The 25547-nt window shown below is 62.4% G+C and carries 28 protein-coding genes and 1 pseudogene; 19 read left to right on the top strand and 10 right to left on the bottom strand.

Annotated features, from left to right (window positions below; translation table 11 throughout):
- Window position 1 precedes the first annotated feature (1 nt).
- Together APH36_RS13255 and APH36_RS13250 are read left to right on the top strand one after the other, a co-directional pair.
- Window positions 2–565, top strand: coding sequence for a TetR/AcrR family transcriptional regulator (locus APH36_RS13255; protein ID WP_060498994.1), 564 nt, complete (start codon window positions 2–4; stop codon window positions 563–565).
- Window positions 552–1145 carry a DUF4157 domain-containing protein gene (locus tag APH36_RS13250; protein ID WP_060498993.1) on the top strand — a complete coding sequence of 198 codons (594 nt, stop codon included), beginning with the start codon at window positions 552–554 and terminating at the stop codon, window positions 1143–1145. The genes APH36_RS13255 and APH36_RS13250 overlap by 14 nt, the downstream gene beginning before the upstream one ends.
- A 47-nt stretch (window positions 1146–1192) precedes the next feature.
- Here APH36_RS13250 and APH36_RS13245 read toward each other — a convergent pair whose 3' ends face one another.
- Window positions 1193–2185 carry a bile acid:sodium symporter family protein gene (locus APH36_RS13245; protein ID WP_374754791.1) on the bottom strand — a complete coding sequence of 331 codons (993 nt, stop codon included), beginning with the start codon at window positions 2183–2185 and terminating at the stop codon, window positions 1193–1195.
- A 119-nt stretch (window positions 2186–2304) separates the two neighbouring features.
- On the opposite strand from APH36_RS13245, the gene ampC reads away from it, so the two are divergent.
- Complete coding sequence (ampC, locus tag APH36_RS13240; protein WP_060498991.1) at window positions 2305–3447, top strand: class C beta-lactamase; 1143 nt, start codon at window positions 2305–2307, stop codon at window positions 3445–3447.
- Between the two features lie 301 nt (window positions 3448–3748).
- Window positions 3749–4081, top strand: a complete 333-nt coding sequence (locus APH36_RS13235) for a hypothetical protein (RefSeq protein WP_003253895.1) — start codon at window positions 3749–3751, stop codon at window positions 4079–4081.
- A gap of 46 nt (window positions 4082–4127) precedes the next feature.
- Here APH36_RS13235 and APH36_RS13230 read toward each other — a convergent pair whose 3' ends face one another.
- The 5 genes and pseudogenes from APH36_RS13230 to APH36_RS31665 form a co-directional block, all read right to left on the bottom strand.
- A complete protein-coding gene (locus APH36_RS13230; protein ID WP_060498990.1) occupies window positions 4128–4439 on the bottom strand; it encodes a hypothetical protein in 312 nt (103 codons plus the stop codon).
- A gap of 142 nt (window positions 4440–4581) precedes the next feature.
- On the bottom strand, window positions 4582–4770 hold the full coding sequence (locus APH36_RS13225) for a hypothetical protein (protein ID WP_003253897.1): 189 nt from the start codon (window positions 4768–4770) through the stop codon (window positions 4582–4584).
- A gap of 138 nt (window positions 4771–4908) precedes the next feature.
- Window positions 4909–5229, bottom strand: a complete 321-nt coding sequence (locus tag APH36_RS13220) for a YbjQ family protein (protein WP_060498989.1) — start codon at window positions 5227–5229, stop codon at window positions 4909–4911.
- Window positions 5230–5298: 69 nt separating this feature from the next.
- Window positions 5299–6183 carry an O-acetylserine/cysteine exporter gene (locus APH36_RS13215; RefSeq protein WP_019099052.1) on the bottom strand — a complete coding sequence of 295 codons (885 nt, stop codon included), beginning with the start codon at window positions 6181–6183 and terminating at the stop codon, window positions 5299–5301.
- Window positions 6184–6304: 121 nt separating this feature from the next.
- Window positions 6305–6415 (bottom strand): annotated as a pseudogene (locus tag APH36_RS31665) (class II aldolase/adducin family protein); the annotation flags it as partial.
- A gap of 186 nt (window positions 6416–6601) precedes the next feature.
- On the opposite strand from APH36_RS31665, the gene APH36_RS13205 reads away from it, so the two are divergent.
- On the top strand, window positions 6602–8554 hold the full coding sequence (locus APH36_RS13205) for an FAD-dependent oxidoreductase (protein ID WP_060498987.1): 1953 nt from the start codon (window positions 6602–6604) through the stop codon (window positions 8552–8554).
- A gap of 39 nt (window positions 8555–8593) precedes the next feature.
- Window positions 8594–9193: a helix-turn-helix domain-containing protein gene (locus APH36_RS13200; protein ID WP_060498986.1), complete on the top strand. Its 600-nt coding sequence runs from the start codon at window positions 8594–8596 to the stop codon at window positions 9191–9193.
- 261 nt (window positions 9194–9454) lie between these two features.
- Here APH36_RS13200 and APH36_RS13190 read toward each other — a convergent pair whose 3' ends face one another.
- On the bottom strand, window positions 9455–10066 hold the full coding sequence (locus APH36_RS13190; protein ID WP_060498984.1) for an FMN-dependent NADH-azoreductase: 612 nt from the start codon (window positions 10064–10066) through the stop codon (window positions 9455–9457).
- Between the two features lie 133 nt (window positions 10067–10199).
- Between APH36_RS13190 and APH36_RS13185 the strand changes: the two genes are divergently transcribed.
- Entirely contained in the window at window positions 10200–11102 is a 903-nt protein-coding gene (locus APH36_RS13185) for a LysR substrate-binding domain-containing protein (protein ID WP_060498983.1), read from the top strand.
- The gene (locus APH36_RS13180) at window positions 11095–11454 is read left to right on the top strand and encodes an MmcQ/YjbR family DNA-binding protein (protein ID WP_060498982.1); all 360 of its coding nucleotides are present in this window, start codon (window positions 11095–11097) and stop codon (window positions 11452–11454) included. Before APH36_RS13185 ends, APH36_RS13180 begins: the two co-directional genes overlap by 8 nt.
- Before the next feature lie 57 nt (window positions 11455–11511).
- On the opposite strand, the gene APH36_RS13175 is transcribed toward APH36_RS13180, so the two are convergent.
- Window positions 11512–11925 carry a DUF1294 domain-containing protein gene (locus APH36_RS13175; protein ID WP_060498981.1) on the bottom strand — a complete coding sequence of 138 codons (414 nt, stop codon included), beginning with the start codon at window positions 11923–11925 and terminating at the stop codon, window positions 11512–11514.
- On the bottom strand, window positions 11918–12748 hold the full coding sequence (locus APH36_RS13170) for an undecaprenyl-diphosphate phosphatase (protein ID WP_060499048.1): 831 nt from the start codon (window positions 12746–12748) through the stop codon (window positions 11918–11920). Before APH36_RS13170 ends, APH36_RS13175 begins: the two co-directional genes overlap by 8 nt.
- A 300-nt stretch (window positions 12749–13048) precedes the next feature.
- Here APH36_RS13170 and mcpP point away from each other — a divergent pair, with 300 nt between their 5' ends.
- The 11 genes from mcpP to APH36_RS13115 all read left to right on the top strand — a co-directional run bounded on the left by mcpP (window position 13049) and on the right by APH36_RS13115 (window position 24801).
- The gene (gene mcpP / locus APH36_RS13165) at window positions 13049–14683 is read left to right on the top strand and encodes a methyl-accepting chemotaxis protein McpP (protein WP_060498980.1); all 1635 of its coding nucleotides are present in this window, start codon (window positions 13049–13051) and stop codon (window positions 14681–14683) included.
- 137 nt (window positions 14684–14820) lie between these two features.
- Window positions 14821–15387: a nicotinamide riboside transporter PnuC gene (gene pnuC, locus APH36_RS13160; protein ID WP_060498979.1), complete on the top strand. Its 567-nt coding sequence runs from the start codon at window positions 14821–14823 to the stop codon at window positions 15385–15387.
- Complete coding sequence (locus APH36_RS13155; protein WP_060498978.1) at window positions 15384–15953, top strand: AAA family ATPase; 570 nt, start codon at window positions 15384–15386, stop codon at window positions 15951–15953. The genes pnuC and APH36_RS13155 overlap by 4 nt, the downstream gene beginning before the upstream one ends.
- Window positions 15954–16250: 297 nt before the next feature.
- Window positions 16251–16691, top strand: a complete 441-nt coding sequence (locus APH36_RS13150) for a hypothetical protein (protein WP_060498977.1) — start codon at window positions 16251–16253, stop codon at window positions 16689–16691.
- A 1-nt stretch (window position 16692) separates the two neighbouring features.
- The gene (locus APH36_RS13145) at window positions 16693–17271 is read left to right on the top strand and encodes a hypothetical protein (protein ID WP_060498976.1); all 579 of its coding nucleotides are present in this window, start codon (window positions 16693–16695) and stop codon (window positions 17269–17271) included.
- A 51-nt stretch (window positions 17272–17322) separates the two neighbouring features.
- Entirely contained in the window at window positions 17323–18774 is a 1452-nt protein-coding gene (locus tag APH36_RS13140; RefSeq protein ID WP_060498975.1) for a hypothetical protein, read from the top strand.
- Window positions 18775–18837: 63 nt separating this feature from the next.
- Window positions 18838–19518, top strand: coding sequence for a C39 family peptidase (locus APH36_RS13135; protein ID WP_060498974.1), 681 nt, complete (start codon window positions 18838–18840; stop codon window positions 19516–19518).
- Window positions 19519–19563: 45 nt separating this feature from the next.
- The gene (locus tag APH36_RS13130) at window positions 19564–20316 is read left to right on the top strand and encodes a hypothetical protein (RefSeq protein WP_060498973.1); all 753 of its coding nucleotides are present in this window, start codon (window positions 19564–19566) and stop codon (window positions 20314–20316) included.
- Window positions 20317–20362: 46 nt separating this feature from the next.
- Window positions 20363–21640, top strand: coding sequence for a hypothetical protein (locus APH36_RS13125; protein WP_060498972.1), 1278 nt, complete (start codon window positions 20363–20365; stop codon window positions 21638–21640).
- A 136-nt stretch (window positions 21641–21776) separates the two neighbouring features.
- Window positions 21777–23978: an LTA synthase family protein gene (locus APH36_RS13120; RefSeq protein ID WP_060498971.1), complete on the top strand. Its 2202-nt coding sequence runs from the start codon at window positions 21777–21779 to the stop codon at window positions 23976–23978.
- Window positions 23979–24072: 94 nt separating this feature from the next.
- The gene (locus tag APH36_RS13115; RefSeq protein ID WP_060498970.1) at window positions 24073–24801 is read left to right on the top strand and encodes a thioredoxin family protein; all 729 of its coding nucleotides are present in this window, start codon (window positions 24073–24075) and stop codon (window positions 24799–24801) included.
- A gap of 121 nt (window positions 24802–24922) precedes the next feature.
- Here APH36_RS13115 and ureG read toward each other — a convergent pair whose 3' ends face one another.
- Window positions 24923–25546 (bottom strand): urease accessory protein UreG, encoded by a 624-nt coding sequence (gene ureG / locus APH36_RS13110; RefSeq protein WP_010953755.1) that lies wholly within the window; start codon window positions 25544–25546, stop codon window positions 24923–24925.
- Between the last annotated feature and the right edge of the window lies 1 nt (window position 25547).

The raw sequence follows: 25547 nt of genomic DNA, 5'->3' as shown, positions 1-25547 counted from the left end.
AATGCGCTACTCCAATGAACACAAACAGCAAACCCGCGAACGGCTGTTGGCCAGCAGCGGCGCGCTGGCCAAGCGGGGAGGTTTTTCCAGCACCGGCGTGGCCGGGCTGATGAAAGCGATTGGCCTGACCGGCGGCGCCTTCTACAACCACTTCCCGTCCAAAGATGACCTGTTCACCGAAGTGGTACGCCAGGAGCTGTGCAACAGCCCACTGGCACGCCTGACCAGTTCGGGCGCAAGCCGCGAGCGGCTGGGCCGTTGCTTACAGCAGTACCTGAGCCTGGCCCACCTGCACAATGCCGAGGGTGGCTGCCCGCTGCCGCCGCTGGGTGTGGAAATCGCCCGGGCCGCCGCGCCCGTGCGCGAAGAGGCCGAGCACTGGCTGGTCAGCCTTCACCAGGCCTGGCGTGCAACACTGGAGGATGATCAACTGGCCTGGGTGCTCATCAGCCAATGCGTCGGTGCGTTGATGGTCGGGCGCATGCTGGCCACTGAGGGTGTGCAGTCGCAGGTGCTGGACGCAAGCCGCCAGTTTGTCGAAAAGGCCCTGCATGAAGCGGATTAGCCTGCTGCTGGGCCTCACACTGGCGCTGCCCGCGCTTGCCGAACAAGCGTGCCCACCCGGGCAATACCAGGTGTGCCTGATGGGGTGTTTTTGTGCGCCGATAGACCCGGGTCAGGCCGGCCAGATTCTCAAGGATGTGGAGGTCATGGCGTCCTCCAGCCTGACGTTCGCCTTGCGCCAGGCCAGGGATGATGCCACCGCCAACGGCGTCGAGCCGATCCCGCTGCATATCCGGGCGCAACTCGAACCCTGGTACAACTTTGCCGTGCTTGACGCAGCGCGCTTCCGGGTGGGTGACGAACAGCAAATGAGCGCGGCCAATGCAGTGTTGCAGAACCCTGATGTGAACGCTGTGACGCTGATCGACACGATCATCTTCCGGCGGGCCGACGATGCCGAGAACAACGTGGCCCTGTGGGCGCATGAGCTCAAGCATGTGCAGCAATATCAGGAATTGGGGGTAGAGGAATTCGCCCGGCGCTATACGCGCAACTACGACGACCTGGAGGGACCGGCCTACAAGATCGAGGCCGAGGTGGGCAAGGCACTGCGCGAACGCGGCTCGGGCCAGGCCAGATAGCAGCAGCGGTGCGCGACGCTGTGGGCACGCCCGCTGCGCTTGGTTTTTCAGGACGCCACCGATGCCTCTTCTGCCACTTGCTCTCGGCTGGCATAACGCTGCGCCAACACCGCGCAGACCATCAGCTGGATCTGATGGAACAGCATCAGCGGCAAGATCATCGCACCAATGCCGCTGCCCACGAACAACACCTGGGCCATCGGCACGCCGGTCGCCAGGCTCTTCTTGGAGCCGGCGAACAGGATGGTGATACGGTCTTCCAGGCCAAAGCCCAGCACCTTGCCAAGCAGACGCGTGCCAAACAGCACTACCGCCAGCAAAATCCCGCACACGGCGAACAACCCGGCCAGGTGCTGCGGCGATACCATGTGCCACAGCCCGGTGACAACTGCCTCGCTGAAGGCGGTGTACACCACCAGCAGGATCGAGCCCTGATCCACCACCTTGAGCCAACGAGCATTGCGCTTGACCCAGGCGCCGATCCAGCGTCGCGCAATCTGCCCCGCCACGAACGGCACCAGCAGTTGCAAGGTGATCTTCAGCACGGCATCCAGGCCGGAGCCGGTGTCGCCACTGGCGCCCAGCAGCAGCATCACCAGCAACGGGGTAAGGAAGATGCCCAGCAGGCTGGATGCGGCAGCACTGCAAATGGCCGCCGGCACATTGCCACGGGCCAGCGAAGTGAACGCGATGGCCGACTGCACGGTAGCCGGCAAGGCACACAGGTAGAGCACGCCCAGGTACAGTTCATTGCCCACCAGCGGCACGAACAGCGGCTTGAAGGCCAGGCCCAGCAGCGGGAACAGCACGAACGTGCAGGAGAACACCAGCAGGTGCAGGCGCCAGTGCCCGGCACCGGCAATGATCGCCTCGCGCGACAGCTTGGCGCCGTGCAGGAAGAACAGCAGGCCGATGGCCAGGTTGGTCAGCCAGCCGAAATACACTGCGCCATCCCCTGAGCAAGGCAGCACGGTGGCAATCAGCACCACCCCGAGCAAGGCCAGGGTGAAATTGTCGAATAACATGCGCAAATACTTCATCACTGTGTCCATCTTGTCATTGTGCAAGGGCAAACGATAAGGTCTGCGGCTTTTCGCCGCTAACGCCGGAACCCCCACCGGTATCGCTCAACGGACACGCGCCACAAAAGGACCCCACCATGCCCCTCTCCCGCCTGGCCGCGCTTGCTGCCGCCATTACCCTCACCTTGGGCCATGCTGGCGCCCAGGCCGATGACCAGCTGCAAGCCAAGGTAGACCGTATCATCCGCCCACTGATGCAGGCGCAAGGCATCAGCGGCATGGCCGTGGCCATCTACGCCCGCGACCACGCGCACTACTTCAGCTACGGCGTGGCCAGCAAGGCCGACAACGTGCCGGTGAGCCGTGACACGCTGTTCGAGATCGGTTCGCTGAGCAAGACCTACACCGCCACCCTGGCGGCACTGGCCAGTGCCGAGGGCCAGCTGGACCTCACCGCGCCGGCCAAACGCTACCACCCGGCGCTGGCCGGCACGCCCATCGGCGACGCCACGGTGCTGGAACTGGGCGCCTACAGTGCCGACTGCCTGCCCTTGCAGTTCCCGGATGCGGTGCAGACGTCGCAGCAGGTCGTCGATTTCTTCCGACACTGGCAGCCCCACGCCAAGCCCGGTACGCAACGCTGCTATTCCAATCCTAGCCTTGGCTTGTTTGGTGACCTTGCCGCCCGCGCGCAGCACCAGCCGTTTGCCACACTGATGACCGAAGGCCTGCTGCCGAAAATGGGCCTGGAGAACACCTACCTGCACATCCCGGCCAGCGCCCAGGGCCTTTATGCCCAAGGGTACGATGCCGCCGGAAAACCGGTGCGCGTCGGCCCCGGCCCGTACGCCGACGAAGCCTACGGCATCAAGACCAGTGCCAGCGACTTGCTGCGTTACGTGCGCCTGCAGATGCAGCCTGAAGGCTTGCCACCGGCACTGGTGAAAGCCATCGACATCACCCAGCAAGGCTACTTCCAGGTCGGCGCCATGACGCAGGGCCTGGGGTGGGAACGCTACGCCTACCCGGCAACCCTGGCCACACTGGTCGATGGCAACAGCCCGCGGCTGATCCGTGAACCCCAAGCAACCACACGCTTGCAACCGGCCCTGCCCGCCCAGCCGGCTGCCTGGTACAACAAGACCGGTTCAACCAACGGTTTTGGTGCCTACGCCGCGTTCGTGCCTTCCGAACAGCTGGCGATCGTGTTACTGGCCAACCGAAACTACCCGAACGAAGCGCGGGTGCGCGCCGCCTTCGAGATACTGTCCAGCCTTTAGTACGAGCAGCGATTGTCAAACAAAACGACAGAAATGTAGTGCCAGAAAATATTCACTACAAAATGGTTGACGCCGTTCATCGCCCTTGTGCATGATGAAGCCGTCTCCCCGATCGGGAGCGGTGGCAAGGGTGTTCCAGACGGCCTGCGCGGTAACGCAGGCCGTCCGTGGAGAGGGAAACTGTCCAAAAGGCAGCGTGAGAAAGCCCCTGTTGCGATGCTGCTGTAGCAGCCTTGGTAGTGCGCTACACCGTGGTAGCGCCAACTGTGAAAATCACCTACGAATGGGTAATGGGGGCTTTATGATGAACTTGAACAACAATCCGACTATCGACCAATTGGCCCAGCTGTTCGCCGTGCGCAAAGACAGCCTTGACGACCACCTGCTGTGGGTCAGCCAAACCGGTGAAGTGCGCCTCGACCGCCTGCCACCGAACACCGTCGAAGATGAATTTGAAGAGCACCTGCCCAGCATGCGTGCACGCTTCAAGGTCTACCGCCGTGGCCAGGGCTACGTTGGCAAGAAGGCCGCCGCAGACACCGAGTTCGTTGGCCGCGTGCTGCAGACCCTGCAACAAGAATGGCCCGCTGCCCGTGAGCAGCAGGCAGTCAAGGTGATCGAACCGCTCAATTGAGGGTTCCCGCCTTTACCTGAGCCCGGCCCTCTTTGGCCGGGCTTTTTCATGCCTGGCGCCGCTGGCTGCAGGTTTCTGGCAAGGGCAAGGCACCGGTTGCCATCGCCCTGGCGCGGTCGACACCCCATACCAAGGCGCGGGTCATGGTCTCGCCCGGCCGTGTCGGGTAGTACTCCTCCAACAGTGCGCGCCCATCTCCAGCGTACAACCCCAAAAACAGCTGAGTGGCCCCCAGGCGCGACAGGCGCACCTGCACATCCAGCGTGGTGCCGTCACTGAGGGCTTCATCGTGGCTGCGGCTGTGCAGTTGGGCGTCGGCCCACTGCCAATAGGTCTGTTCCCTGACTCGCATGAGCATTCAATCCTCCGTTACTGGAATGCCCCGCCAGAAAACCACAACCTCGGCCAGCCGGCGAGTGCTACCCGGCAATGCCATGAGGCGGGTCAACAAAGCGCAATAAAAACCCCGCCATTCAGCGGGATCATGTACGGGGGCGGGATCACTTCTTCAGCGGAACCCGCGGCATGAAGCGGCCTTTTTTGCTGCGCTGCAGGTGTGCAGGCTGGAGCTGTTCGGAATCATCCAGCGTCATGTGGGCGAAGCCCAGGCGAAAGGCCGCCTGACCGCAACGCACCTGGCTGTTGATCGGGAACGCGTCATTCAGGTCTTCGAAAAAGGATTCGCTCATGCCCTGTCTCCCTCCAGTGGCGGTCGCGTCGGCAACCAGAAGAGCTGCCCAGGAAACGCGGCCTGTGAGAATGAGACTAGCTGGTCATTTGCGGACCGACCGGACAAGATTCCGGCAGCCGACCAGTGGCAACCCGCTCTACTTCAAGCGCACTGCCGTACCGGTGGCAAATACCACGACCATACCGCCCTGTACCGACGGCATACTGATCTCGAAATCCACACCCACTACTGCATCGGCTTGCAACTGGCGTGCCCGAGCCTTGAGTTCTTCGGTGGCCTGCTCGCGCGCCTCGCGCAGCGCGCTCTCCAGGGTTTGCGAACGGCCGCCGAAAACATCACGAAAGCGTGCAAAGAAATCGCGCACGAAGTTGATGCCCTGCACCGATTCGGAGCTGACCACGCCCAGGTATTCGGCAATCGGGCGGCCTTCGAGCTGGCTGGTGGTGGAAATGATCATGGGTGCGCTCCGCTGGCCTGGCAAAAGAGGCCGATTCTAACAGAGCGCAGTCCGGCAGATAGGGCCGCTTTACGCGTTGGCCGCGCGCAAGCGCTGGCCAAGCCGCGCGCCAAACACGTTCACCAGCAACCCGGCCATGACCAGCAATGCCCCCCAGCCTTGGGTTGCGGTCAGCCGTTCGCCCAGCAGCAATGCCGACGAACTCAGGCCGATCACCGGCACCAGCAGCGAAAAAGGTGCCACCTTGCCAGCCGGATGGCGTGACAACAGCTTGCTCCACAAACTGTAGCCAAGCATGGTGGCGACAAAGGCCAGGTACGCCAACGCCAGCACCGAGCTCCAGCTGATGTTGGCCAGCGCATGGCCAATGCGCTCAGGCCCTTCCAGCCACCAGGACAACGCCAGGAACGGCAACGGCGGGATCAGGCCGCCCCAGATCACCAGTGCCACCAGGTCAACCGAACCAAACCGTCGCGTGATGATGTTACCCAGGCCCCACATGGCACCGCCGCACAGGGTCAGCACCAGCGCCAGCATGGGCACATGGCCGCCGTCTTCGCTGCCGATCAATGCCAAGCCGCTGGCCGCCACCAACAGCCCCAGCACGCTGGCCAGGCGCAGCCGCTCACCCAGGAACAACGCCGCGAAACCGAGGGTGAAGAACGCTTGTGACTGCAAAATCAACGAGGCCAGCCCTGGCGGCATGCCGCTGTACATGGCCTGGAACAGAAAGGCGAACTGGCCCAGCGAAATGGTGGCCCCGTAGGCGATCAGCCAGCGCCACGGCAGTTTGGGCCGCCTGACCAGCAAGATGGCCGGAAACGCCACCAACAAGAAGCGCAATGCCCCCAGCAACATCGGCGGCAAGCCATCGAGGCCAACCTTGATGACCACGAAGTTGACTCCCCAGGCGACAATCACCACCAGGGCGATGAGCAGGTCCTTGAGCGGCATTGCGGGTTCCTTCTTCAGGCTTGTCTAGACATATTTCGTTACAGCATAAGACTATTCCTTTGGCTGCGACCAGCACAGTTGTGGCCAAGGGTTGCGCAACAGTGACTGTTACTGCATCCGTTCAATCCCGAAAGCCAGGCGCCGTCTTTTCCAGCATCCGCAACAGCGCCGCCCATGCCAATTGCAGTGCATCCGGGTCCGCCAGCTCCCCCTGCCTCAAGCCCCTGCCCGGCTCCATCAGGATCAGTTCGGCGGCATGGCCCAGGCGTTTCCAGTCAAGGCGCTCATTTGTGAGCTCACGCCCGCCGTGAGGGTGAACAAAACCCCGTTGCGTATCAGTAAATAAAAACGTTATTTTTTTACTAAGGCTACACTTTAATAAACAAAACAAGAACAACACCGCACTGGAGCCGCCTGTATGCAGACCGCCTTCCCTCACCTGTTCGAACCCTTGCAGATCCGCGGCAAACGCCTAAAGAACCGCATCATGTCCACCGGACATGACACCTGCCTGCCTACCGACAATCTGGTGAATGACAAACTGATCGCCTACCAGCGCGACCGCGCCGCCGGGGGCGTCGGCCTGATCGTGCTGCAAGTTGCCGGAGTGCATGACAGCGCCCGCTACACCTCGCATGTGCTGATGGCCACCGACGATGCCTGCATCGACGGCTACCGCCAGCTGGCCGAAGCCTGCCATGCGCACGGTACTGTGGTGCTCTCGCAGCTGTTTCACCCCGGGCGGGAGATCATGGAGTCGGCAGACGGCCTGTTGGCGGTGGCGTACTCGGCGTCTTCGGTGCCCAACGAACGCTTCCGCGTCATGCCCCGCGCGCTGGACCAGGCGATGATCGATGAAATCGTCCAGGGCTACGCCAGCGCCGCCCGCCGCCTGCAGCAGGCCGGGCTGGATGGTGTCGAGGTGGTGGCCAGCCATGGCTATCTGCCCGCGCAGTTCCTCAACCCACGGGTGAACCTGCGCAGCGACGGCTACAACGGCGAACTGGAACAACGCCTGAGGTTCCTGCGTGAAGTGCTGGCCGCCGTGCGCGCCGCCACCGATGAGCAGTTCATCATCGGCCTGCGCATCAGCGCCGACGAACGTGACAGCCAAGGCCTGAGCGAGGACGAGTCACTGGCCGCCGCAATTGCCTTGCAGGGCCAACTCGACTACCTGCACATCGTCGCCGGTACCTCAGCGTCACTGGGTGGCGCCGTGCATATCGTGCCGCCCATGGCCATTGAGCCCGCCTACCTGGCACGCGAGGCCGCTGCCTTCAAGCAACAGCTGGCTATCCCGCTGTTCGTGACCGGGCGCATCAACCAGCCCCAGGATGCCGAACTGATTCTGGCCCGCGGCCAGGCCGATGTCTGCGGCATGACCCGTGCCTTGATCTGCGACCCGTTGATGCCGAACAAAACCGAACGCGGCCAGGTCGAAGATGTACGCGCCTGCATCGCCTGCAACCAAGCGTGCATCGGCCACTTCCACCGTGGCCTGGCCATCTCCTGCATCCAGCGCCCCGAAACCGGTCGAGAACTGCAGTACGGGCAACTGACGCCCACGGTCACACCCAAGCGCATCCTCGTGGCCGGCGGTGGGCCATCTGGCATGAAGGCCGCCGCCGTGGCCGCTGCCCGAGGGCACCAGGTAACACTGTACGAGGCTGGCCCCCAACTCGGCGGCCAGGTGCTGCTGGCCCAGTTGCTACCGCGCCGCGCCGAGTTCGGAGGGGCCAGCACCAACCTGCAGCGGGAAATGGCCCTGGCCGGCGTGGAAGTCGTGCGCAACACCCGGGTCGACCGCGCCTTGGTCGAGCGCGAGCGCCCCGACCTGGTCATTGCCGCCACCGGTGCCACTCCTTACTGGCCAGCGTTCGAACGCACTGGCGACTTGCAAGTGGTGGACGCCTGGCAGGTGCTGCGCAATGAAGTGAAGCCGGGGCGCTCGGTGCTGGTCATCGACTGGCGCAGCGACTGGATCGGCCCGGGCATCGCCGAACGCCTGGTGCGCGAGGGGCATCACGTGCAGCTGGCGGTTAACGGTACCCATTGCGGCGAAAGCCTGCCGCTGTACGTGCGCGATCAACTGGCCGGCGAGTTGCATCGCCTGGGCATCCCCATCACCCCGTACGCGCGCCTGTATGGCAGCGACGACAACACGGTGTACTTGCAGCACACTGCCAGTGGCGAGCCGATGATCTTCGAGGGTATCGACACCCTGGTGCTGTGCCTGGGCCATCAGCCTGAAGACAGGCTGGCCAGCGAGCTGGCCGGCCTGGTGGAAGTTCGGCGTGTTGGCGACTGCCTGGCGCCACGCACCGCCGAAGAAGCGATTCACGACGGCCTGACGGTTGCCTGGTCGCTCTGAGGCTGTACATACTGCGGCTTTTACGATGGACCGACCTACATGAGCCAACTTCCCCAGCCCCCCGCCAGTGAAGCCGGGGGCGCCGCGCCGCAGTTCCTGGGCACCCGCATCCGCGGCCTGCGCAAGCGCCGTGGCATGACCCTGGCGGAGTTGGCTGCACACAGTGAACTGACTGCCGGTTACATCAGCCAGCTGGAGCGCAACCTCTCCTATCCGTCGATCCCCGCGTTGTTCAACATCGCCCGCAGCCTGGGCGTGACCATCCAGTGGTTCTTTGCCAGCGAAGCCAGCACCGCCCCCGAAGACCAAGGTTACGTGGTACGACGCAACAGCCGCCTGAGCGTGCATTACGAAGATGGCATTGTCGATCAGTTGCTCACCCCCCAACCCAACCGCCAGCTGGAAATCCTGCACTCACGCTTCCCCCCGGGCACCTACAGCCAGCAAAGCTACAGCCATGAGGGCGAAGAAGCCGGCTACCTCCTCAGCGGCAGCTTCGAGCTTTGGGTGGGCGAGCGGCATTTCCAGCTGGGTGAAGGCGACAGTTTCAGCTTTTCCAGCCAGGAACCCCATCGCTATGGCAACCCCGGCGAAGTGGATGCCGTGGTGATCTGGGTGATCACGCCGCCAACATTTTGAAGCACTCCCGCAGGCCTTGGTAACACTGCTGACCCTCGATAGGGCCTACCTTGCCAGTACGGTGGTCTGGACAGTAGGTTTCAAGGCCAACCCGCTCACCGAACAGATTACCGGCGAGCGCGACCGCCAAGGTCGAGGCCAAGGTGTTGAAATCGCAGATCAACTCCGTGTGGATCTACCCGCCAGCGGCAGATCGTACAGCGGCTTTGGAAGCGGCTGATCCCGCCATACCGGTTGCCTGAAACGGCCTGCTACAAAGGTTCAGGCAGCTGCAAACAGCTCGTTGGCAATCTGAGCCTGGGCGGCGTCAATCGCCTGGCTACGGTGTTCCGGGCCATAGGCCAGGCCATGGGCGCGGACGATCTCCAGGTCGGTGACACCGATGAAGCCCAGGAACACTTTCAGGAAGTCCTCATGCCCGGCGCCTGTCGGCTGGCCAGCGTGCAGGCCACCGGCAGTGGAAACCAGCACCACTTTCTTGTTGCCGCACAGGCCTTCCGGGCCGGCTTCGGTGTAGCGGAACGTTTTGCCGGCAACGGCCACGCGGTCGATCCAGGCCTTGAGTTGGGTCGGTACCGTGAAGTTGTACATCGGCGCACCAATGACTACAGCATCAGCAGCCAGGAATTCTTCCAGGGTTTCAGCACTGAGCCTGGCTTCAAAAGCCTGGGCAGCATCACGCATGTCTTCAGGGGTGCCAGCTGCTACCAAGGTGGCAGCAGAAAAGTGGGCGATGGCGTCAGCGGCCAGGTCACGGTAAACCACTTCCACGCTTGGATCGGCGGCTTTCCAGGCCTCGACCACTTCACGGCTTAGCTGGCGGGAAGCGGAATTGTCGCCCAGGATGCTCGAATCGATGTGCAACAGTTTCATGGGACTCTCCTGTGATTGAAGACCGCGCCAGTGGGCGATCACGATGGGGAGAATCCTACCGGGGTGCGCAATGGCTGATAAGGAGGCAAAAATGCGTTAGTTTGTCCCACAGGTGGAACAGTGAGACAGGCCCATGCAAGACCTTAACGACCTCTTTTACTTCGCGCGCGTCGTCGAAGCCGGTGGATTCGCCGCAGCCGGGCGCCAGCTGGGTATCCCCAAGTCGCGCCTGTCGCGGCGTATCGCCGAGCTGGAAGAGCGCCTTGGCACGCGCCTGCTGCAACGCACCACGCGGCAGCTCAAGCTCACCGCAGTAGGTGAACGCTACCTGCATCATTGCCAGGCCATGCTGCTGGAAGCCGAAGCGGCCGATGAAGCCGTCGCCAGCATGAGCAGTGAACCGCGCGGGCGCTTGCGGGTGTCTTGCCCGGTGGCGCTGGCACACGCATTCCTGCCAGATGTGATCAGCCGTTTTCTTGAGCAGTACCCGCTGGTGCAACTGGACATGGTGCTGCTCAACCGCCGGGTCGACCTGATTTCCGAAGGCATCGACGTGGCACTGCGCGTGCGTGACCTGGGCGATGAAGACCCGGCGCTGGTCACCCGCCGCCTTCGCCAGGCGCAAATGCAACTGGTAGCTGCGCCCGGGTTCGCCGATCACATTCGTGAACCTGCCGAGCTGGCGTCACTTCCCGTGCTGGGCGCCGCCGAAGCAGACCGGTTGGTACACTTTCGCTTGTTCGGCCCTCATGGCAAGCAGCAGGAAATCGCTCTGGAACCGCGCTTGGCCATTGATGATTTCGTAGTACGTAATGCTGCTGTACGAGCCGGCCTCGGCTTCACTGCCCTGCCCAGCATGTTTTGCGAGGAAGAACTGGAGCGCGGCGAACTGGTGCGCCTGCTGCCAGACTGGTCGCTACCGGGTGGCTACCTGCAAGCGGTATACCCCCACCGGCGGGGTGTACTGCCTGCAGTGCGGGTATGGATCGATCACCTGGCAGCATCATTCGAGGCCTGTGGAGAACGGTATGTCTGAAAGGAAAATGAGCGAAGCCGAAGTGGCAGCGTTTTGCCTGAGCCTGCCGGGTGCGCGGGAAGACTACAAATGGGGTGGCATTCGGGTGTTTTCAGTGGCTGGCAACAAGATGTTCGCCGTGCTCGACCTGGCCGGTGCGGGTTTGTCGTTCAAAGTGGCCGATGAACTGTTTCTCGGCTACTGCGACCGCCCAGGGGTACGACCTGCGCCGTATCTGGCGCGAGCAAAATGGATCAGCATGGCGCAGCCCTATCCCATGGGACGTGATGAGCTTAGAGATTTGCTGCAGCGCTCGCACCAGTTGGTGGTCCGGCGCTTGCCGAAGCGATTGCAGGTGGGGTTGGTGATGTAGTTTCCTGTACCGGCCTCTTCGCGGGCGTGCCCGCTAAGAGGCCGGTACAGGCAATAATCAAGTTAAGGGCAGATAACGCCCCTCAAAAAACAGCCAGTCCGCCCAGAACACCTGGTGTACCAGCACAATCCCCCAGAACACCAGCTGGTAAGACAGCTTGCGTGTCTTGTGCCGAAATACCTGCTGCGCCACCAGTGCCCCCGGCCAGCCACCCAACAGCTCACTGGCATGCAGCACTTTCTCGGGCGTACGCCAGGCCTGGGTACGCGCCTGTTGCTTATCCTGCCAATACAGCAACAGGCTGATCAGGCTCATCGCCGGGTACAGCGCCAGCAGCCACCAGGCCTGGTCGTTCCAGGCCATGCGCGCAGCGCCCAGCCCGGGCAACAGGCACAGCCCCCCCAACAGCAGCAGTTTGAGGCGCATATTGCGTACGCCCTCCGCCCGTTGCCCGCGCAACACCTCAGCCATGCGCTGTCGACCAGTCAACCCAGCCGAACTGCCAAGTCGCCAGAATCAGCAGGCCGAACACAATGCGATACCAGGCAAACGCCGCGTAGCTGTGGTTGGCAATGAACTTGAGCAACGCCCGCACGGCGATCATGGCGAAAATGAACGACGTCACGAAACCAACGGCAAATACCGGCAAGTCACCGGGCTGGAACAGGTCACGGTATTTGTAACCCGAATACACCGCCGCGCCGACCATGGTCGGCATCGCCAGAAAGAACGAAAATTCGGTCGCGGCCTTGCGCGACAACCCGAACAGCAGGCCGCCAATGATGGTCGAGCCCGAGCGGGAAGTGCCCGGAATCATTGCCAGGCACTGGATGAAGCCGATCTTCAGCGCATGGCTCCAGCGCATGTCGTCCACATGGTCCACCTGCACGCGGTGTTCGCGGCGCTCGGCCCAGAGCATGATGATGCCACCCACCACCAATGCCGCCGCCACGGTGATCGGGTTGAACAGGTATTCGTGAATCAGGTCGGCGAACAGCACGCCCAGCACCACCGCCGGCATGAACGCCAACAGCAGGTTACCGGTGAAACGCCGCGCCTTGGGCTGGCTGGCCAGGCCAAACACCACTTCGAAAATTTTGCCACGAAACTCCCACACCACCGCCAGGATCGCTGCCAGCTGAATGATGATGTTGAATGCCATGGCCCGCTCACCGCCAAAACCTATCAGGTCGGCGACGATGATCTGGTGCCCGGTACTGGAGATCGGCAGAAACTCCGTCAGCCCTTCGACCACGCCTAAGATGATTGCCTGAAAGGCAGTCCAAAAATCCATCATTCCCCCGGATGGAGCGCCGCTTGCTGCGGGCCCCTTGTTCTTGATTTGCTTGAATTTGCCGCACGCGGCCCGGCTGTTTTACAGCGACTGTTGGGCGCAACGCCAGTAGAAAAGTTCACGCCCGCTAAAGGTTTCATCTTACGCGGCCGAAATCCTAGCAGAGCGCCTTTGCAATCGCTTTACGCGACCTGCTGCAGACTGTTTCAAAGATAGCACTTAGCCATTAGTCGGGTGGGGACCTGTCGCAAAGCATGCTTGGATGCACCTCAATAAAAAGAACAATGCGGGAGCTCCTGGATGAACACGTTGAGATCGATGTCGATCAGCCGGCGCCTGTGGCTGATCCTTGTGGTGGCGGTGGCCATGCTGGTGGTGCTTGGCCTGCTCATGCTGCGCCAGATCCACGGTGACCTTTACCAGGCCAAAGCGGAAAAAACCCGCCATGTGGTGCAGACCGCCGCGGGCGTGCTGGCCTATTACCAAGGGCTGGAGGCGGCCGGTACGCTCAGCCGCGAAGCTGCCCAGCAACAGGCACTGCAGGTGGTACGTGCGTTGCGCTACGACCACGATGACTACTTCTGGATCAACGACCTGGGGCCAAAGATGATCATGCATCCGGCCAACCCCAAGCTCGATGGCCAGGACCTTTCTGCCATCCGCGACCCCGACGGCTTTGCCGTGTTCAACGAAATGGTCGCCCTGGCCCGCCAGCAGGATGCAGGGCCGGTCAACTACCGCTGGCCCAAACCTGGTGCCAGCGAGCCGGTCGCCAAGACCTCCTATATACAGCTGTTCAAACCCTGGGGCTGGATTATCGGTTCGGGCGTGTACGTCGATGACGTGCAGGCCGAATTCGCCCGCCAGTTGCGCGATGCCTCGCTGGTGGGCGTGGGCATTGCCCTGCTGATGGCACTGGTGGTCCTGCTGATTGCGCGCAGCATTGCCCGCCCCTTGCAAGAGGCTGTGCAGGCCATGGGCAATATCGCCAGCGGCGAAAGCGACCTGACCCGGCGCCTGGACACCCACGGCCGTGACGAAATCACCCACCTGGGCGAGCACTTCAACCGTTTCAACGGCAAGCTGCAGGGTGTGGTCGGCCAGCTGCAAGGGGCAGCCCACGCGCTGGCCCAGTCCGCCGGGCACGTCGGCGACAATGCAGGCGCCGCACAGCAGCACAGCGCCCAACAATCGCTACAGATGGACCAGGTAGCCACCGCTGTGAATGAGGTGACCTATGCCGTGCAGGACGTAGCCAAGACCGCCGAACAGGCCGTCGGGGAAATGCGCACCGCGCAGCAGCAGGTAACCCATGGCCAGCAAGCAATTCATGGCAGCCTGGCGCAGATCGACCGGTTGTCGCTGACCATCGACCAGGCCGTGCAGGTGATTCGCGACCTGGCCGGCCACAGCACGCGCATCGGCGGAGTGCTCGATGTCATCCGCTCCATCGCCGAGCAGACCAACCTGCTGGCGTTGAATGCGGCCATCGAAGCGGCGCGGGCCGGGGAACAAGGCCGTGGCTTTGCCGTGGTCGCCGACGAAGTTCGCCTGCTGGCCCAGCGCACGGCACAATCGACGGCCGAGATCCATACCATGATCGAACACCTGCAAAGCCAGTCGGACGCAGCGGTCAAAGCCATCGACACCAGCAGCGAAGCCTCGCGCCAAACCGTCGAGCAGGCCCGCGAAGCCGGCGCCAGCCTGGATGCCATCAACCAAGCACTGACCAACCTGACCGCGCTGAATGCCTCCATTGCCAGCGCCACCTTGCAGCAGTCGCATGTGGTCGAGGAAATCAACCGCAATGTGCTGGATACCGCCGGGCTGTCCCAGCAGACGGCCGATGCGGCGCGCCAGTCCAGCGATGCCGGGGTGGCATTGGGGCAGTTGAGCAAAGAGCTGGAACAGTTGCTGCGGCAGTTCCGAGTGTAGCGCCGGCCTCTTTTGTGGGAGTGGGCATGCCCGCTCCCACACAGAGCCTATGCATCCCCACCTACTGCGCCCTACACCTTCCCTGGCCGACCCGCTACAATCGCGCCCTTCCCCGATAGTCTCCCCAAGGATCGCCGATGTCCGGCCTTGAACTCATCGCCGCCGTCCTCGGCGTCACCGCTGTCTGGCTCACGGTCAAACAAAACGCCTGGTGCTGGCCGATCGGCCTGGTCATGGTGCTGATCTATGGCTGGCTGTTCTACGAGGTAAAGCTGTACTCGGGCATGCTGCTGCAACTGGCCTACGCGATTCTGCAACTGTACGGCTGGTGGCAATGGAAACGGCCCGGCCGCACCGAAGACGCCCGCCAGGTATCGCGGCTGCAAGGCCCTGCGTTGTGTGCCGGCCTGGCTGCCGGGGTATTCCTGAGCGCAGCCCTGGGTTCGGCCATGGCCAACTGGACCGATGCCGCCCTGCCCTGGCTCGACGCCACCCTGACAGGTTTCAGCCTGGTGGCGCAACTGTGGATGGCCCAGAAGCGCCTGCAATGCTGGCCGCTGTGGGTGGCAGTAGACATCGTCTACGTAGGCCTTTACCTGCACCAGCAGCTGTACTTCACGGCGGGCTTCTTTGCCGTACTCACCCTGATTGCCGTGCGCGGCTGGCTGGAATGGCGCCGCGACCCGGCGTTGGCGCAACCATGAGCACGCAACACGCCATGAAGGTCGTGGTGCTGTGCGGCCCCGAATCCAGCGGCAAGAGCTGGCTCAGCGGTGTGATCCAGGCGCATTTCGGCGGTGTGGTGGTGGCCGAGTACGTGCGCCACTTCATCGACCAGGAGTGCCGCGATACCTGCTATGCCGATATCCCTGCCATCGCCCACGGCCAGCTGGCCTGGGAGGACCGGGCGCGCGAACAGGCGCCACCGCTGCTGATCCTCGACACTCACCTGCTCAGCAACATGCTCTGGAGCCGCGCCTTGTTCGATGACTGCCCGGCCTGGCTGGAACAAGCCTTGCTTGAACGGCACTACGACCTGCACCTGCTGCTGAGCCCGCAAGGGGTGGAATGGGTTGCCGATGGCCAGCGCAGCCAACCCGACATCAACGACCGCCAGCGCTTTTTCGACGACAGCCTTGCCTGGCTGCAGCAGCATAATCAGGCGCACCAGATACTTGAGGGCAATTGGCCGCAACGCCAGTTTCTGGCCTTGCAAGCCGTTGCTACGCTGCTTGATAGCGATGCGCCATCCTGCCCGACCGAGTGTTAACCTACTGACACACTCCAGTGGGGCGAAGCCCCCGAATTTGCGGGGCTTCCCCCCGTCTCGGGGGCAGTGTCAAGCCCGTGAAACACTCCTGCAAAAACCCTTCCAATCAAGGCAACAGCTGGCTTGGCCAGCAACGCCCACGGCTGGCTGTTTCACCGCTGAGACAGAATACGCCGCAGTTTGTCAGCCTCTTGTCCTAACTGTCTGATCTGAATACGGTTCTCAAAAGCGGCACACCATCTGCTCTGTCCTTCGCATCGCTGAACAAGGCCAGCGCTCAGAGAAGGGGATGCCGTCGTGAGGAAGAGTGACAAACGCCTCTATCACCTGTTGGTGGCGGGTTGTGTACTGGGGGCATTGAGCCTCACGGCCCACGCAGACAAAGGCATCATCATCATCAAGCGCGACGTGCAGGTGCGCAACGCGACGATCCCGCCCTTGATCCCTGACCCGAGCCCGACCACGGTCAACGCCAACCCTTCTGCCCACGTGCTCAAGCAAACCAACGAGCTGAGCGATGGCGATTTCGCCAGCATCAGCAGTGGCGCCGGCATCAGCAACATGATTACCCAGCAGACCAATAACCTAGGGGGCAACCTCGGTAACCAGCACCAATTGCCCAACCTGTCAGGCGGCCGTGGCACGGGGGGCGCGGGTAACGGCATCTCCAACATGGTCAACTCAAGTGTGCAACGCGGCCTCGCGCCATTGCAGATTCTGACCGGCGGGGGCAAGTGACATGAAGCACATGCTGCTGATTCTGGCCACCCTGTGCAGCACCCCAGGCCTCGCCGATTCCCTGGTTCCCGTCATCGACAATGCCAACATCGACAGCTCCGGCAGCCGCTATCAGGGCAACCTCTCCGTTAACCAGGCTGCCGGCGACAAACAGCAACAGGCCAATGCGCGGGCCATCGCCGTCGGGCCCGAAGCGAATGCCAGCACGCAGATCCGGCAACGGCTGAACACACCCGCCGACCCGACAATGGACGCCCGCTCGACCATTCAAGGCAACGCGTTCAGCAACGGCAGTGGTGCGCTGGGCGTCAACCAGAGCGCCGGCGCCAATACCCAGCAAGCCAATGCCCTGAGCATAACCCTCAGTGCTCAACCGCAAAGCATCGACGACAGCGTCCTCATGCAACAGAACGTGGCGCTGCTCAACAACTCCGGTCCAACTGACACCCCGACAGGCCATCGCCAGGTCACCACCAGTGACCAGGCCTTCACCGGTAGCCGCGGGGTGATCCAGTTGAACCAGAGTGCCGGGGTGGGAAACCGAATGGCTAACACCTTGAGCATCCGGGTCGCGGATTGACCCTTTCAGTTAAGAACGACACTTAACCAACATAGAGTACGGAGAATCACCATGAAACCCTCGATGGCAATCAAGCCTCTGGTGTTCGCAATTGCTGCGGTCATGGCTGTTGCTGTACAAGCTGGGCAAAACGATCGACGCAATGACCACCACAACGGCCACCATAACAATGGTCAGCACACGCCTCCTCCAACCAAAATCCCTGTGTATGCAACGGCCAATGCCTGGGATACCCAAACCAGCACCAATAACCGTATCAGCAACCAGGGCACTATAAACGAAGCCGAGATGAGCCAGTCGGGCGAAGGCTCCAGTGGCAACGTCGGTATCAACGTGGCAGCCGGTAACGGCAACCAGCAGGATAACGCCGCAGCCATTGCCAACGCCGGTTCCGAGTCGAGCCTGGACAACAGCTTCGTGTTCGGCATGGCCAGTGCCACTGCCGATGTCGTGCAATCCAGCGACAACAACCGGGTCGACAACTATTCGACCCAGTCGTCTGCTGTGATGAGCGGCTCGGCCAGCGGGGCTGAGGGCAACATCGGCATTAACATCGCCGGTGGCGACCTCAACCAACAGAAAAACACCATGGCCATCGCCAACACCGGTGCGCCTCTGGGTAACGCCACTGCCACGGCTTCTGCCCAACAGGACGGGCCAGGCCTGGTCGTGAACAACAGTGCTGACCGCACTTACCGCGTCGACACGATCACCATCACCACCTCGGCCAGTGGCTCGAGCTCGCGTGATGGTACGTTCAACTCGACCGACGACCGCAGCTCGTCGTCGAGCTTCAGCGTGGCCGGTTCGCAAAGTGCCAGCTCCAGCGGCTCTAGCGGCTGGAACTCCAGCGGCTCGAAATCCAGCAACGCCAGTGGCTCCAGCAGCATGTCGGCAAGCGGCTCCAACGGCTGGAATGCCAGTGGCTCTGCCAGCGGCAGCAACAGCTCGTCGAGCAGCGCCAGCCTGAACGCTTCGCTGGATGCCGCAGCCAATGCTACGCGCACCTTCACCACCGATGATGGCCGCCGCGAACGCACCCGCTCCAGCACCTTCGATGGTTCGCTCAATGCATCGTTGGACGTATCGGTCGACAAGTCGCGCGAAAGTGCGTACGACAAGTCGTTCGAGAAAGCCTTCGACTCCAGCTACGACAAGTCGCGCGAATCGTCTTACGACAAGTCCAAAGACTCTTCGTACACCAAGTCTCACGACTCTTCGTACGAGAATGCTTCGGCTTCGGCGTTTGAAAAGTCTGGCGAGAAATCGAAACAATCCTCGAACGACGTTTCGAAGAGCTACAGCGAAAGCAGCGCTTACGACTTGAGCAATACCGTGTCCTTCCAAGTGCTGACCCCGACCGGCTGGGCCAACCCTGTTACCAATACTGCAACCCTTAGCGGTTCGGTCAACGGTGGCAGCGGCAACCTGGGCGTGAACGTGGCAGCCGGTGTGGGCAACCAGCAGAGCAACTCGCTGGCCATTTCCAACACCTCGTTCTAAACGCTGCGCTTGAGGCCCCCTTCGGGGGGCCTTTCTTCAACACCCACCGGAAGGCATCCGATCATGCGCATTATCGCCTTGGCGTTTTTGCTGTGCCTGGCCAGCGTGAGCGAAGCTGCACAAATGCCGCTGTCCGTCCTGCCGGGCGGTGCCGTGGTATTCAAGCCCATCCAGAGTGTGCGTGAGCGCAAGTTCGCTGACCTGGTACAACAGAAAACCGATTTCAGCTGCGGCGCCGCCGCACTGGCGACCATCCTGCGCCAGGCCTACTGGCTGGATGTGGACGAACACCAGATCATCGAAGGCATGCTGGCCCACGCCGACCAGGACCTGGTGCGCACGCAAGGCTTTTCGATGCTAGACATGAAGCGCTACGTGGAAAGCTTGGGCATGCGCGCCCGCGGCTACCGGGTAGCGCCCGACACTCTGCACAGCGTGCGCATCCCGGTCGTGGTGCTGATGGATGTGCGCGGCTACAAGCACTTCGTGGTCATGCAGAAGGTCGACAAAGGCTGGGTGTATGTCGGCGACCCGGTACTGGGCCATCGGCGTTACAAAGTCGACGACTTCCTCAAAGGTTGGAACGGCATCATCTTCGCCGTGATCGGCCAGGGTTACGACAAGAACAACGTCCTGCTCGACCCACCCCTGCCGCTGACCGCCAAGGGCCGGGTGAACAACTTCACCCCAGTGAAGGACACCGAGCTACTGGACTTCGGCTTCATCAAAAGCGACTTCTTCTAACGACTGTTCTAATGACAAGGAGCATGAAGCTCCAGGGAGCATTTCATGAAGACTTCATTGTGGCTGGCCATGGCCTGCCTGGCCGCCAGCCTGCCAAGCCACGCCGAGCCGTTGAAACCCATCGAACTGAAGGACCAGGAGCTGGCCAACCTGCGTGGCCGCTATGTGATGCCGGGGCGCATCGTGAGTTTCGGCATTGTCATGTCCAGCACCTGGCAAAATGCCAAAGGGGACGTGATCGGGGCGACCTCCACGCTGCAGGTCCAGCAATCGACCATCAAGCCCCAGTTCTATGTCTCGATGATTGATGAAAAAGGCACAGGTGCGGCGTCGAGCAACGCTTCTGCTGCGGGCACCGGCGTGGTGACCGGCGGCAACGGCCTTTCCACTACCGAAGGCGTCACCCAGGTGGTGCGGGCTGCCGGTGACAACAACACGGCCTACAACAACGTCGATATCAACGTCACCAAGGCCAACAAGGCCCCCGCCGTGCAACAGCAAGGCCAGGTGCTCGCTGCCGGCCAGACCCTGGTCGGCGAAAATGGCGCCGGCTCGCTCAGCGTGTCATCCAGCGGCGTGGGCGTGCAGCTCAACATCAACGCCAGCAACAACCAGGGCAGCAGCGTTCAGCGCCTGGCCCAAGGCGGCCTGATGCAGAACTCGACGCTGCTCGGTAACGGCAACCTGGTCAGCAACGTCACCTCATTGAACGTTGTCATGCGCGAGAGCGTACCGACCGCTGCGTCGCTGAACGGCAGCCTTGACCAGCTCAAAGGTCTACGTACCTTCGGATACTGATCTACGCTCTGTCTCATCAAAAGTAGTTGGAAGGGACGGCAACTCCATGTACCGATCTTTTACGCTTCGCGCTTTTGTTTGCTTGACTACCCTGGCACCCACCGCACTCTACGCAGCCGCCGACCCGCAGGTCGAAGCGCTGAAACAGGAACTGATAGAACTCAAGCGCCGTTACGAGGCGCAGCAACAGGCGCTGATGGTGCTTGAGCAGCGCGTGCGCCAGGTCGAGGAGGCCCCTGCGGCGGCGCCACCCAAACGCCTGGTCAAGTCCCCCGCCGAGGGGGTCAAGGGGGCGCAGACCGTTGCGTCTGGCGCACCAGGCACTACAGGCAGCTCCTACGGCCAGGCGCTGACGGCCGATTCGGAACCGGCGCAGAGCGTGTCCAACCTGTATGACGAGGCCAGCGGCTTCTTTGGCGGCGGCAAGTTCAGCTTCGAAACAGGTGTTACCTACACCCATTACGATACCCGGGCGCTCACGCTCAATGGCTTTCTGGCGCTGGACTCGATCTTCCTCGGCAGTATCAACCTCGACCGCATCAAGGCCGACAACTGGACCCTGGACATGACCGCGCGCTACAACCTGGCGCAGCGCTGGCAGTTCGACATCAACGTACCCGTGGTCTACCGCGAGTCCACCTACTCTTCTGGCGGCGCCGGTGGCGCCGGGGCCAGTACCTCGGATGCCACCGTTACCCGCGACCCTGAAATTGGCGATATCAACGTGGGTGTGGCCTATAAGTTCATCGACGAGGACGAAACCTGGCCAGACGCCGTCGCCACCCTGCGGGTCAAGGCACCGACCGGCAAGGACCCGTATGGCATCAAGCTGCGCGAGGTCGACGGCAACAGCAACCTGTCGGTACCGGACAGCCTGCCAACCGGCAACGGTGTGTGGTCGATCACGCCTGGCATCTCCCTGGTCAAGACCTTCGACCCAGCCGTGCTGTTCGGCAGCCTGTCGTACACCTACAATATGCAGGACTCGTTCAGCGATATCAGCCCACAGGTCAACAGCAAGGTGCCCGGTGACGTGAAACTCGGCGACTCCTGGCAGATTGGTGGCGGTATCGCCTTTGCCCTGAACGAAAAGATGAGTATGTCGTTCTCGGTGTCTGACCAGTTCGCCCGCAAAAGCAAGATCAAACCCGATGGCGGTGACTGGCAGTCCATCTCCAACAGTGACTACAACGCGGCCAACTTCAACGTCGGCCTGACCTTCGCTGCCACCAACAACCTCACCATCGTACCTAACCTGTCCATTGGTCTGACCGATGATGCGCCTGACTTTTCCTTCAGCCTGAAATTCCCCTACTACTTCTGATACTTGCCCTCAGCCTGGCCCGCGCAAGCGTGCCAGGCTTTTGGTTACCAGCCTTGTAGCGAACCGCTTTCCCTTCCCCGGCCTGTTATCATCCAGCACAGATGCATGACGATTTAATGGCAAAAGGGAAGTTTTTGTGAAGAACCTGTCCGACCACCCACGTACCCGGCTTGCCGCCTTGGCAGCCCTGGTGCTGGTGATCCCACTGGGTACGCGCGCCATGCTGGGTTGGTCCAACCCGCTCGGTTACCTGTCCGACCTCGCCCTCGGCAGCCTGCTGGTCTTGCTGCTGCACCGTCGGCCATGGTGGCTGGCCCTGCCCGTGCTGCTGGCCTGGGCTGCCCTGTGGGTGGCCTCGGCCGAACTCGTGAGCGCGGTGGGCCGGTTGCCCACCAGCGCCGACCTGACGTACCTCGTCGACCCGCAATTCATGGAGAACTCTACCGGCGGCGGCCTAGCCCATGCCTGGCTGCCCTGGGTAATGGGCGCAGGCCTGCTGGCCTGGCTGGCCACCGCTTGGCGTGGCCGCACCCGGCGCAGCCCGCCGCTGCCGCGCAAGGCCTGGGCCATTCCCGCGCTGCTGTTCGCTACCCACTGGGGCAGCCAGCAGCTGGTCCCCAGCGACGCCGATCAATGGCGGCAATACAACCTCACCCACCAACTGATGTCTGCCGGGGTGGGCACCCTGGAGCGCAAGGCCGAGGGCTGGATGGGCCGCACGCAAACGTTCACGCCGCTGGCCAGCAGCGGCCTGACGCAATCCGACCTGCATGGCCAGCGCCTACTGGCCGGGCCAGGCAGTGCTCGCAACCTGCTGGTCATCACGGTGGAAGGTATCCCCGGGGCCTACCTGCGGCCCAATCGCCAGGCCCTGCACAGCCGCTTCGACGAAGACCTGATGCCCAAGGTCAGCCAGTGGGCCGAGCGCGGCATGAACACCCCGGACTACGTGCTGCACACCCACCAGACCATCCGCGGCCTGTACGCGATGCTGTGTGGTGACTACGACAAACTGGCCAATGGCACGCCCAAGGGCGTCGAGCTGCTAACCCAGAACGAACGCAACCAGGCCTGCCTGCCGGCGCAACTGCGCCAGGCCGGCTTTACCACCCATTACCTGCAAGGGGCCGGCCTGCGCTTCATGGCCAAGGACCGCATCATGCCGCACATCGGCTTCGATTCGGTGCACGGCCTCGAGTGGTTCCGCAACAAGAACTACCTGGATTTCCCTTGGGGCAAGGATGACCGGGCCTTCTTCGAAGGTGCCCTGGATTACGTCGGCCAGCTGCAAAAGCAGGACAAACCCTGGATGCTGACCCTGCTTACCGTGGGCACGCACCAGCCGTATTCGGCACCCGCCGATTACCTGGAACGCTATGACACGCCCAAACAGGCTGCCGTGGCTTACCTGGACGATGCACTGGGGGCGTTTCTCGATAACCTGGAACGCCAGGGCGTGCTGAAGGACACGTTGGTGGTGGTGACCTCCGACGAATCCCACGGCATCGACGGTGTGCGCCTGGCCTCGTCCTGGGGCTTCAACCTCACCCTGGCGCCGGAGCAGGCGCAACTGCCCCACATCAAGCGCGGCACGTACGGCCATATCGACCTGGCCACCTCCGTGCTCGACTACTTTGCACTGCCCATTCCAATAGCGCTTGGTGGTCGCTCGCTGTACCGCGACTACGATACCGGCCGCGAAATGATTTCCTACACCAATGGCATGCTGCGCTATCACAACGGCCAGGGCGTCTTCACCGAATGTGACTTCCAGCAGCGCTGCCGGCGTTACGCCAGCGAGGGCTTCATTGCCGACCAGGCCCGCTATCTGGGCCCGGGCGACAGCCTGCTCGGCCAGCAGATCGGCGCTTTGGCCGGGGTACTCGACCAGTCCCTGCTGCAAACCCCGCTTAACCTGCGTTACCAGTTCGGCGGCCCTTCGCCGATCAAGCTGCGCAAGCGCATTCACGATGACTGGGCCGATAACCTGATCGGCGCCCAGTACCTTGAAATGCCGGAAGGCTCGCACACCCGCGTGCGGGTGAAGGTGCGCTCGCTGGACCCCAAGCGTGTCGCCTACATCCAGCTCAAGGCCAAGCAACTGGAGCAGGATGTGCCACTGGGCCTGCCTGCCGAGGTGAAGGTCACCGCCGACGAACCGCTGGAGATGGAGTTCAGCTTCGACAACCCGACCGAACGCAAAGCGTTTTCCTTCCATTTGCTGGGGTATGGCGGCGGTAAGGTGGAAGTCAGCGACTTCAGCGTGATCACCGCGCTGCCCGGAGAGGCTGACGCCGCAGATGAACTGACCGAGGGCCACATTGCCCATTCGGGCTAAGCGGATAACCACTCATCGCCCGGCTACCAGTGCCTGTCGAATCGGCAAACGCGTGCTCGACTAGTGTGTGAATCCCCAGTGTGGAGACAGCACCATGAGCACAAGCGAAAGCAGGCACCCGGTGGTTTCCCGTAGCCAGTGGCTGGCAGCACGCCGGCAACTTTGGCTGCACGAAAAGGCCTTTACCCACCACCGCGACGCGCTGTCCGCAGCGCGGCGCGCCCTGCCCTGGGTCAAGGTCGAGCAAGGCTATCGCTTCCAGGGGCCGGACGGCGAACTGAGCCTGGCTGACCTGTTCGCAGGCCGCAGCCAGCTACTGCTTTATCACTTCATGTTCGCCGAAGGCTGGAGTGAAGGCTGCACCGGCTGTTCGTTCCTGGCCGACCACTTTGACGGCGCCAACCTGCACCTGGCGCACCACGACGTGTCGCTGGTGGCGGTGTCGCGGGCCCCCTATGCCGAATTTCAGGCGTTTCGCCGCCGCATGGGCTGGCAGTTCCCGTGGTACTCGTCACAGGGCAGTGGTTTCAACGAGGACTTTGGCGTCAGTGTGGGCAGCGAGGGAGAACGGCAGTACAACTATGAGCCGTATGACGGCAGTGAAAGCGAGTTGCCTGGCCTGAGCGCGTTCTACCGTGAAGCGGACGGCAGCGTTTACCACACCTACTCGACCTATGCCCGTGGGCTGGACATCCTGGTCAACACCTACAACTTCCTGGACATTGCGCCACTGGGGCGCAACGAAGGCGGGACCATGGACTGGGTGCGGCACCATGACCGGTATGAAGGGCAGCCAGAAAAGCCCCACTGCTGCCACACCTAAGCTCCAAGGCACCACACACTCCTGTGGAAGCGGGCGTGCCCGCGAACACCGGCAAAGCCGGTGCCAGGCACCGAGTCGCCTGCTTCGCGGGCACGCCCGCTCCCACAAGGGACGCGTTTAGTCAGCCGCGCACGCCCAGCATCCCGCGTTCGACGATAAAGTCGATCACCGCCTGCAACCCCTCGCCCTTCTTCAGGTTGCTGAACGTCCACGGCCGCTGCGGGCGCATGCGCTGGGTGTCGCGCTCCATCACTTCCAGCGAAGCCCCCACATAGGGCGCCAGATCAGTCTTGTTGATCACCAGGAAGTCCGACTTGGTAATACCCGGGCCGCCCTTGCGCGGAATCTTCTCGCCCTCAGCCACGTCGATCACATAGATCGTCAGGTCGGCCAGCTCCGGGCTGAACGTGGCGCTGAGGTTGTCACCGCCGCTTTCCACGAAAATGACCTCAAGGTTACCGAACTTGCGCGCCAGCGCCTCAACGGCGGCCAGGTTCATCGAGGCGTCTTCGCGGATGGCCGTGTGCGGGCAACCGCCGGTTTCCACGCCCACGATGCGCTCCGGCTCCAGGGCGCCGGCTTCGGTGAGGATGCGCTGGTCTTCCTTGGTGTAGATGTCATTGGTAACCACAGCGATCTGGTAGTGATCGCGCATGGCCTTGCACAGCGCTTCCAGCAGTGCGGTCTTGCCAGAGCCGACCGGGCCGCCGACACCGACGCGCAGGGGTTGTTGATAGCTTTGCATG

The sequence above is a fragment of the Pseudomonas sp. NBRC 111133 genome (genome assembly GCF_001320605.1).
GTDB lineage: Bacteria > Pseudomonadota > Gammaproteobacteria > Pseudomonadales > Pseudomonadaceae > Aquipseudomonas > Aquipseudomonas monteilii.
This window is presented reverse-complemented; position numbering and strand designations above follow the sequence as displayed.